The 10,342-nt window shown below is 74.8% G+C and carries 1 protein-coding gene; it reads right to left on the bottom strand.

Annotation, left to right across the window (positions count from 1 at the left end):
• Nucleotides 1-10: 10 nt before the first annotated feature.
• A complete protein-coding gene (locus ABD817_RS06145) occupies nucleotides 11-10,333 on the bottom strand; it encodes a type I polyketide synthase (RefSeq protein WP_344915887.1) in 10,323 nt (3,440 codons plus the stop codon).
• Between the last annotated feature and the right edge of the window lie 9 nt (nucleotides 10,334-10,342).

Below are 10,342 nucleotides of genomic sequence, written 5' to 3' on the forward strand. Positions count from 1 at the left end.
CAGTCACAGATCAGGAGTCGATCTCGTCGCTCAACGCCATGCGGATGAGGTCGTCGGCCGCCATACCGTCGAACTCGTCGGCCTCGTCGTGGTCGTGCGTGTCCGGCTGCTCCGAGGGGGCACCGGCCAGTCGCAGCAGCGGGCCCAGCAGTCCCGACCGGCGCAACCGGCTGATCGGGATGGAGGCGAGCGCGTCCCTGACGGTCGTGTCCCTGTCGTCGTCCACCGGCCCCTCGGCCGTGCTGACGGCCAGCTTGCTCCGCAGGTGGCCGGCGAGCGCGTCCGGCGTGGGGTGGTCGAACACGAGCGTCGGCGGCAGGGAGAGCCCGGTGGCCGAGGCGAGCCGGTTGCGCAGTTCCACCGTCATCAGCGAGTCGAAACCGAGCTCCTTGAACGGCCGTCCGGGGTCGATGCTCTGCCTGCGGTGGTTCGCGACCGTGGCGATCTGCGCGGTGACCAGCTCGACGAGCCTGACGTGCTGCTCGCTCGCGGTCAGCCCTTCGAGCCGGAGCGCCGGTTCCGCGGACACCCGCGTACGCGGGGTGTGCCTCGGCACCCCCCGGAGCAGGCTTTCGAGCACCGCGGGCGCGGTGTCCTGCTCGCGGAGCCCGGCCAGGTCCAGCCGGATGGGCATGACGCACGCCGTGTCCACGGCGTGGGCCAGGTCGAAGAGCGCGAGCCCCTCCTCGCTGGGGAGCGGGACGACCCCGATGCGGCGCATCCTGGCGAAGTCGGCCTCGCCCAGCTGCCCGGTCATCCCGCTGGCCTGGCCCCACAGTCCCCAGGCGAGCGCCGTCGCGGGGAGCCCCTCGGCGCGGCGGTGCACGGCGAGGGCGTCCAGGAAGGTGTTGGCCGCCGCGTAGTTGGCCTGTCCCGGGCCGCCGAGGATCCCGGCGGCGGCGGAGAAGAGGGTGAACATGGACAGGTCGTGGTCCCTGGTCAGCTCGTGCAGGTTCCAGGCGGCGTCCACCTTAGGGCGCAGCACCGCCTCCAGCTGCCGGGGGGTCATCGCGGTGATGACCGCGTCGTCGAGCAGGCCCGCCGCGTGGACCACGGCGGTGAGCGGATGCTCGGTGGCGATCGAGCCGAGCAGGTCCGCGAGCGCGTCCCGGTCGGCGGCGTCGCAGGCCACGATGGACACCTCGGCACCGAGGCCGGTGAGCTCGTCGGCCAGGGCCGCCGCCCCCTCGGCGTCGGGGCCTCGGCGGCTGGTCAGCAGCAGGTGTCTGGCTCCGTGCCGCGTGGTGAGGTGCCTGGCCAGGAGGGCGCCGAGCGTGCCGGTGCCGCCGATGATCAGGACCGTTCCCCGGGGGTCGAGCAGGGGCCGGTGCTCCCGGGCCGCCGTCGCGGGCAGCCTGGCCACCTGCGGCGAGTAGGCCCGTCCCTCGCGGAGGGCGACCTGCGGGGCTCCGGTGGCCAGCACGCTCGCGAGCACCTCGCGTGACAGCGCCCGTTCGCCGACGCCGTCGTCGAGATCGTCGAGGTCGACGATGGTGATCCGGCCGGGGTGCTCCGTCTGGGCGACCCTGAGCAGACCCCAGGAGGCCGCGTGGGTCAGGTTGGCGACCCGGTCGCCGGGCAGGGCAGCGACCGCGCCCCGCGTGACCACGACCAGGTGGGACGGGCCGAAGGTCTCCTCGGTGAGCCAGGACCGCACGAACCCGAGCAGGTCGGCGGTGACGGCGCGGGTCACCGAGGCGAGGTCCCCGGTGACGGCACGGGGCACCGGCGCGGGATCCGCGGTGCCGTTCCGGAGTGTTGGCTCCGGGTCCGCGCTGCCGTTCCTGAGGGTCGGCTCCGGGTCCGTGGCGGCCGGTGCGGTGAGGACGACGACGTCGGGGACCGGCGAGCCCGAGGCGATCGCCTCGCGCAGGGCCGATACGCCCGTGTGGCGCGCCGCGCCCGGCAGCTCGGAACCGAGCACCGCCCAGTCCCCCTCCCGGGGGGCCGGGGAGAGCGGCAGCGCGGTCCAGTCGACGTGGAAGAGTGACTCGTGCCGAGGCGCGGTGAGGGAGGCTCGCAGCTGCTTCTCCGAGATGGGAAGCATCACCACCGACTCGACGGAGGCGACCAGCCTGCCCGACTCGTCGGCGACGGCGATGGTGGTCCCGCCGCCCTCGGGCACCGACATCCACACCCGCAGCGCGCGGGCCCCGTACGCCCGCAGGTCCACGCCGCGCCACGTGAACGGGATGCGCGGCCGTTCGCTGCTCTCGTCGGGGTCGGCGACCAGCGCGGTGAGCTCGTCGGGGATGAGGTCGGCTCCGAGCGCGTGCATCGACGCGTCCATCAGCGCGGGATGCAGGTCGAAGGACGCGGAGCCGACCTCGTCGAGCAGCCGTACCTCCGCGAAGAGGTCCTCGCCCCGCCGCCAGGCCAGGCGCAGCGACTGGAACGACGGCCCCCAGGTGTACAGGCCCCGCTCGTTGTGGCGCGGGTAGAACTCGCCGGTGTCGATGGGCACGGCGTCCCGTGGCGGCCATTCCAGCAGTTCGGCGGGGGCGGGCCTGGCGGACACGTCCTCGGCGGGGGCCAGCACGCCCCTGGCGAGCCCCACCCAGGGCTGCCCGGCTTCCGTCGCCCGGCAACGCAGGGTGAGCGGCCGTGAGGCGTCCTCCCCCGGGACCCCGACTCTCAGCTGGATCTCGAACACCCGGTTCTCGGTGAGCACGAGCGGCAGCTCGTGGGTGAGTTCCGCCACCCGCGCGCAGCCGAGTTCCCTGCCCGCCCACGCCGCGAGCTCGACCCAGGTGGTGCCGGGTACGACCACGCTGCCGAGCACGTGGTGGTCGCCGACCCACGGCTGCGAGCGCTGTGACATGCGCCCGAGGAACAGCACTCCCAAGTCGTCCAGGTCGATCCTCGACCGGATCAGCGGGTGGTCCACGGTGCCCGTGCCGCCGGGCGTGTCGTCCGCGGCGAGCCGGAGCCAGTAGTGGCCGCGTTCAAAGGGATAGGTGGGCAGCTCCGCGGGACGGGCGCGGTGCCCGGCGTGGCAGGAGGCCCAGTCGACGGGGATCCCGAGCACGTGGGCCTTCGCGAGCGCGGTGACGACGGTCGCGGACTCGGGCTGTCCCGCCCGCATCAGCGCGACGAACCCGCCGGGGACGCTCTGCTGCGCCAGCGCGCTGAGCACGGCGTCCGGTCCCAGCTCCAGGTAGGTGGTGACGCCCTGGCCGTGCAGCGTGCGCAGGCCGTCGTGGAAGCGTACGGCCTGCCTGGCGTGCCGTACCCAGTAGTCGGGCGAGCGGAGCTGCGCCTCCGTGGCGAGCTCCCCCGTGACGTTGGAGACGATCGGGATCGAGGGGGCCGCGAAGGAGAGACCGGCCACGACCCGCCGGAACCCCTCGCTCACGGCGTCGAGGTGCGGCGAGTGGAAGGCGTGGCTGACCGTGAGCCTCGTCGCCTTGCGTCCGGCGGCCGCCCATCGGGCACCGATCTTCCCGACCGCGCTCCGGTCGCCGGAGACGACGACCGCCGACGGGCCGTTGACCGCGGCGATCGACACCCTGTCCTCGAACCCGGCCAGCGACTCGCGGACCTCGTCCTCACCCGCCTGGATCGCGATCATGGCGCCGTCGGCCGTGATCCGCTGCATGAGCCCGGCCCTGGCGGTGATCAGCGTCGCCGCGTCGGGCAGCGTGAGCACGCCGGAGACGTGCGCCGCGACGATCTCGCCCACGGAGTGCCCGATGAGGTAGTCGGGCCGTACGCCGTGGTGCTCCAGCAGCCGGTGGAGCGCGACCTCCAGGGCGAACAGCGCGGGCTGCGCGTACTCGGTCCTGCCGAGCAGCGCCTCGCCGGGGCCGAACAGCACGTGCGCCAGAGGGTGCTCAAGGTGCGGGTCCAGGTACTGGCAGACGGTGTCGAAGGCGTCGGCGTACACCGGGTTGCCCTCGTAGAGCTCCCGGCCCATGCCCGCCCGCTGGCTGCCCTGGCCGGTGAAGAGGAAGGCGGTCGCACCGGGCGGTACGGCGGCGGCGCCGAGTACGACGCCGGGTCCCCGCTCGCCCTCGGCCACCAGGTCGAGGGCCGCGAGCAGTTCCGCCCTGGTGGCGCCGACCACCACCGCGCGGTGGTCGAACACCTGCCGGGTGGTCGCGAGCGCGTGGCCGACGTCGGCGTCGCTCAGCCCCGGTTCCCCGGCCAGGTGGTCGGCGAGGCGGCGCGCCTGGGCTCGCAACGCCGTCTCCGACCTCGCCGAGATCGGCCACGGAACGACCGCCGGAACGGATGTCCCAACATGCCCTCCGGCCCGTCCCCCGTCCCGTTCCCCGGCCCGCTCAGGGACCGCGGACCCCTGCTCGGAGGACGCCGGAACCTGCTCAGAAGCCGTGGACGACCTCTCAAAAGTGGATGACCTCCCAGGAGCCGCAGGGGCCTGTTCGAGGATGACGTGCGCGTTCGTGCCGCTGATGCCGAAGGAGGACACGCCCGCCCGGTACGGCCGCCCGGTCTCCGGCCACGGCGTCGGCTCGGTGATCAGCGAGACCGCGCCCGAGGTCCAGTCGACGTGCGGGGTGGGCCGGTCGACGTGCAGCGTCGGGGGGAGCAGGTCGTGGCGCATGGCCATCACCGTCTTGATGATCCCGGCGACTCCGGCCGCGGCCTGGGTGTGGCCGATGTTCGACTTGAGCGAGCCGAGCCAGAGCGGCCTTCCCTCGTGCCTGTCCTGGCCGTAGGTGGCCAGCAGCGCCCGCGCCTCGATCGGGTCGCCGAGTACGGTGCCCGTGCCGTGCGCCTCGACCGCGTCCACGTCGGAGGGGCGCAGTCCCGCGTTGGCCAGCGCCTGGTGGATCACCCGCTCCTGGGAGGGCCCGTTCGGCGCGGTGAGGCCGTTGCTGGCGCCGTCCTGGTTCACGGCGCTGCCCCGGACGAGGGCGAGCACCCGGTGGCCGTTGCGTTCGGCGTCGGAGAGCCGTTCGAGCAGCAGCAGTCCCGCGCCCTCGCCCCAGCCGGTGCCGTCGGCGGCGGCGGCGAACGGCTTGCACCGGCCGTCGGCCGCCAGCCCGCGCTGGCGGCTGAACTCGACGAAGGCTCCCGGGCTCGCCATCACGGTGACGCCTCCGGCCAGTGCCAGCGCGCACTCCCCCGACCTGAGCGCCTGGGCCGCCAGGTGGACGGCCGTGAGCGACGAGGAGCAGGCGGTGTCCACGGTGACGGCGGGCCCGTGCAGCCCGAAGGTGTAGGCGATCCTCCCGGAGGTGACGCTGGAGGCGTTGCCGGTTATCAGGTAGCCCGCCGCCTCCTCCTGCGGGTGGGCCAGGCCGCCGCCGTACTCCTGCGCCCAGGTGCCCACGAACACCCCGGTGTCGCTCTCCCGCAGGCCCGCGGGGGCAATCCCGGCGCGTTCGAAGGTCTCCCAGGCCAGTTCGAGCAGCAGTCGCTGCTGCGGGTCGATCGCGAGGGCCTCGCGCGGGCTGATGTCGAAGAAGCCGGGGTCGAACTCGGCCGCGTCACGCAGGAAGCCGCCCGTCCTCGCGTAGGTGGTCCCGGGGTGGTCGGGGTCCGGGTCGTACAGCGCGTCCACGTCCCAGCCCCGGTCGGTGGGGAACTCCCCGATCGCGTCGCTCCCCTCCGACACCAGCCGCCAGAGGTCCTCCGGTGACCGGACGCCGCCGGGGAGCCTGCACGTCATGGCGACCACGGCGATGGGGTCGTCGTCGGCGGCCTCCCTGGTCGCGGGGACGTCCCGCGCGTCGCCGTCACCGGTGAGCCTGGCGAGCAGGTGACCGGCCACGGCGGTGGGCGTCGGCCAGTCGAAGGCCAGCGTGGTGGGCAGTGCCAGCCCGGTGGCCGTGACGAGCCGGTCGCGCAGCTCGACGGCCATCAGCGAGTCGAAGCCGAGCGCGCGGAACGGCTGGGCGAGGTCGAGGGCGTCGGCGGTGGCCGCCCCGGCGACGGCCGCGGTGTGGGCGCCGACGAGCTTCACGAGGTGCTCGTGCCGCCGCGCGGCCGTCAGCCCGGTCACCTGCCGCCGCAGCTCCGAATCCGCGCCGGTCTCGGGGCCTGCCTCGGGCCTCGTCTCCAGGGGGATCTCGTCCAGCAGCGGCCGGGGGCGGGCGACGGCGAACGCGGGGGCGAACCGCGCCCAGTCGACGTCCGCGACGGTGACGCACGCCTCGTCGTCCGCGAGCGCCCGGTTCAGCGCGCTCATCGCCGGTTCGACCGGCATCGCGCGGATGCCGTGCCTGCTCAGGCCGCCGGTCACCCCGGCCTCCGCGCCCATGCCGCCGCCCGCCCACAGCCCCCAGGAGACGGCGGTGGCGGGAAGCCCCAGCCCGCGCCGGTGTTCCGCCAGGGCGTCGGCGAACGCGTTCGCCGCGCTGTAGGCCGCCTGGCCCGCGCTGCCCCACACGCCCGCGATCGAGGAGAACAGGACGAAGGCGTCGAGCTCGTCGGCGCCGAACAGGTCGCTCAGGTGGCCGGCCGCCGCCGCCTTGGCGTCGACCTCGGCGAACTCGGCGAGTGTGGTACCGGTAATCGGCGTGTTCTGGTTGACGCCCGCGGCGTGCACCACCGTCCTGATCGGGCCGTGGTCGCGCCGGACCCGCGCCACGAGCGCGGCCAGGTCGTCCCGGTCGGCGGTGTCGCAGGCGGCGACGGTGACCGTGGCACCGAGCCGGGTGAGCTCCAGCCGCAGTTCCTCCGCGCCGGGCGCCTCGGGTCCGCTCCTGCTGACCAGCACCAGGTGCGTCGCGCCCGCCCGCGCCAGCCGGCGCGCGGCGTGCGCGCCCAGCGCGCCGGTGCCACCGGTGATCAGCGCGGTGCCCCGCGCCTTCCACTCCGGTACGGCGGAGCCGCCACGGGCCGAGGGGACGAGCCGCCGGGCGAACACCCCCGAGGCGCGGATCGCGAGCTGGTCCTCCGGTGTCCCGATCGCCGCGCGCAGGCGGCCGAACGCCTTGGCGTCCACGGTCTCCGGCAGGTCGGCGAGCCCGCCCCACCGCCGGGGGTGTTCGAGTCCCACGACCCGGCCGAAGCCCCAGACCCGCGCCTGCGCCGGGCGGCCGAGCCGGTCGAAGCGGCCCGCGCGCACCGCGCCCCGGGTGATCAGCCACAGCGGCGCCTCCCCGCCCACGTCGTCGAGCGCCTGCGCCAGCGCCAGCGTGGCCGCCATCCCGGCGGGGACGTTCGGGTACGCCGGATGCGGCCGCTCGTCCAGGGCGAGCAGCGACAGCACCCCGGCGACCTCGCCACCGGCCCCGTCTCCCACCTCGTTCTCGGTCCGCAGCCGCGCGGCCAGTGCGGTACGGTCGTCGGCCTCGGTCACCACGATCCGCCGCGTGTCGAGACCCGCTCCGGCCAGCGACGCCGTCAGGGCCGCCACCCAGGGGTCCTCGGTGTGCGTGGCGGGGACGAGCAGCAGCCAGGTGCCGGTGGGACCGGCCGGGGCGCCGGGCCGGGCCGCGGGAACGGGCCGCCACGCGACGTGGTAGCGCCATCCGTCCGCGAGATCCTGTTCGCGCTCTCGCCTGCGCCAGGCGGCCAGCGCGGGAAGCACCGAGGTCAGCGCCGCCCGCTCCGTGTCGTCGATGCGCAGCGTCTCGGCCAGCGACCCCAGCTCGCCCTCGTCGACGGCCTCCCAGAACGGCCGCGCCCACCGGTCGGCGGCCTGACCGGTCCGCTTCGGCGACAGCCAGTAGCGCGTCCGCCTGAACGGGTAGGTGGGCAGGTCGATCCGCCGCCCCTCGTGGACGGTCTCCGCGTCGATGGACACGCCGTGGACCCGCGCGGTCGCGACGGCGGTGACGACCTGCCGCGCGTCGTCCCTGTCGCGGCGGAGCGCGGGGATGGCCGAGGAACCGCCGACCAGGCCCGCCAGCGTGCCGTCCGGGCCCATCTCCAGGTAGACGCCCACCCCGAGCTCGCCCAGGGTCAGCACCCCCTCGTGGAAGCGGACCGGGTCGCGGACCTGCCGCACCCAGTGGTCCGGGTCGCGCAGCTCGTCGGCACCGGCGATCCGGCCGGTACGGTTGGTGACGAGGGGAATGCTCGGGGCGTTGAAGGTGAGCCCCTCGATGGCCCGCCGGAACGCCGCGAGCATCGGGTCCATGTGGTGGGAGTGGAAGGCGTGGCTGACCTGGAGTCTGCGGGTCCGGTATCCCCGTTCGGCGACCGCGAGCGCGAGGGCCTCGACGGCGGCCTCGTCGCCCGAGACGACCAGCGAGTCCGCGCCGTTGATCGCGGCGACGCTCACCCCGTCGCCGAGGAGGGGGGCGAGCCGGTCCTCGGGGATGCGCAGCGAGACCATGGCGCCCCCCTGCGGCAGGGCGTCCATCAGCCGGGCGCGGGCCGCGACGAGCGTCGCGGCGTCGGCGAGGGTGAACACCCCGGCGACGTGGGCGGCGGCGATCTCCCCGACGGAGTGCCCGAGCAGGAAGTCCGGGACGACGCCCCAGTCCTCGAACAGCCGGTAGAGCGCGACCTCCAGGGCGAACAGCGCGGGCTGGGTGAAGCCCGTCCTGTCCAGCCGGGCCCCTCCCGACCTGATCACCTCGGCCAGTGAGCGGCCGAGCAGCGGGTCGAGCAGGCCGCACACCTCGTCGAAGGCCTTGGCGAACACGGGGTGGGTGTCGTGGAGCCGGCCGCCCATCCCGGCGTACTGGCTGCCCTGCCCCGCGAAGAGGAAGGCCGTCTTGACCGGGGCGTCGCTCCGGCCGTGGACGAGGTTCGGGGCGGGCCGCCCCTGGGCCAGGGCGGTGAGCCCGGCCAGCAGTTCCGCGCGGTCGTCGCCGACGATCGCGGCCCGGTGCGGCAGCGCGGTCCTGGTGACGGCGAGCGAGTGGCCGATGTCGGCCACGGCGGGCTCGGGGCCGGTCGTCGCGAACTCCAGCAGCCGCGCGGCCTGGTCCCTGAGCGCCTCCTCGCCGTGGGCGGAGACGAACCAGTGCGTGGGCCCGCCGTCAGCGGTGTCGGCGCCGCGCTCGGAATCGGGCTCGGGCTCCGCCGGGGCGGCCTGTTCGAGGATGACGTGGGCGTTCGTGCCGCTGATGCCGAACGAGGACACCCCGGCCCTGCGCGGGTGCCCGTTCTCGGTCCACGGCCTGGACTCGGTGAGCAGCGCGACCGCGCCCGCCGTCCAGTCGATGTGCGCCGAGGGCTCCTCCACGTGCAGCGTCCTGGGCAGGACGCCGCGCCGCAGGGCCTCGACCATCTTGATCACGCCCGCGACGCCGGCCGCGGCCTGGGCGTGCCCGATGTTGGACTTGACCGTGCCCAGCCAGAGGGGCCGATCCGCCGGCCTGCCCTGCCCGTACGTCGCCAGCAGTGCCTGGGCCTCGATCGGGTCGCCGAGCACGGTGCCCGTACCGTGCGCCTCGACCGCGTCCACCTCGGCCGCCGCCACCCCGGCGTTGGCCAGCGCCTGCCGGATCACCCGCTGCTGGGCGGGACCGTTCGGCGCGGTCAGGCCGGTCGACGCGCCGTCGGAGTTCACCGCGGAACCGCGCACCAGCGCGAGCACCCGGTGGCCGTTGCGCTCGGCGTCCGACAGCCGCTCGACCAGCAGGACGCCCACCCCCTCGCCGAGCCCCGTGCCGTTCGCGGCGGCGGAGAACGCCTTGCAGCGGCCGTCGGGCGACAGGCCGCGCTGGCGCGAGAACTCCACGAGCAGTCCCGGCGCGGACATCACCGTCACGCCACCGACGACGGCGAGGCCGCACTCCCCGTTGCGCAGGCCCTGGATCGCCAGGTGCAACGCGGTCAGCGACGAGGAGCAGGCGGTGTCCACCGTCACCGTCGGCCCCTCGAACCCGAAGGTGTAGGCCAGGCGGCCCGAGGCGACCGCGGGCAGGTTGCCGGTCAGCAGGTAGCCCTCCACGGATTCGGGCCCGTCCTGCATCCTCGGCCCGTAGTCCTGCGCCATCACCCCGGCGTAGACGCCGGTCTGGCTGCCGCGCAGCGACCCGGGGTCGATCCCGGCCCGTTCGAAGGACTCCCACGCGACCTCGAGCAGCAGCCGCTGCTGCGGGTCCATGGCGAGCGCCTCGCGCGGTGTGATCCCGAAGAACTCGGCGTCGAAGGAGTCGGCGTCCGGCAGGAAGCCGCCCTCCCGCGCGTACACCGTGCCGTGCCCGTCCGGGTCGGGGTCGTACAGCCCGGCGTCCCATTCGCGGCCCGGCGGGTACTCGCCGATCCCGTCGCCGCCGGAGGCGACGAGCCGCCACAGGTCCTCGGGAGAGCGGACGTCACCGGGGTAGCGGCACGCCATGCCGACGATGGCGATCGGCTCCGCGGCCCGGCCCTCCAGATCCCGCACCCGTTGGTTGGCCCGGCGCAGGTCGGCGGTAACCCACTTGAGGTGTTCCAGCAGTTTGTTCTCGTTATCCATCAGATCCTC

It is taken from the genome of Streptosporangium oxazolinicum (assembly GCF_039537505.1).
Classification (GTDB): domain Bacteria; phylum Actinomycetota; class Actinomycetes; order Streptosporangiales; family Streptosporangiaceae; genus Streptosporangium; species Streptosporangium oxazolinicum.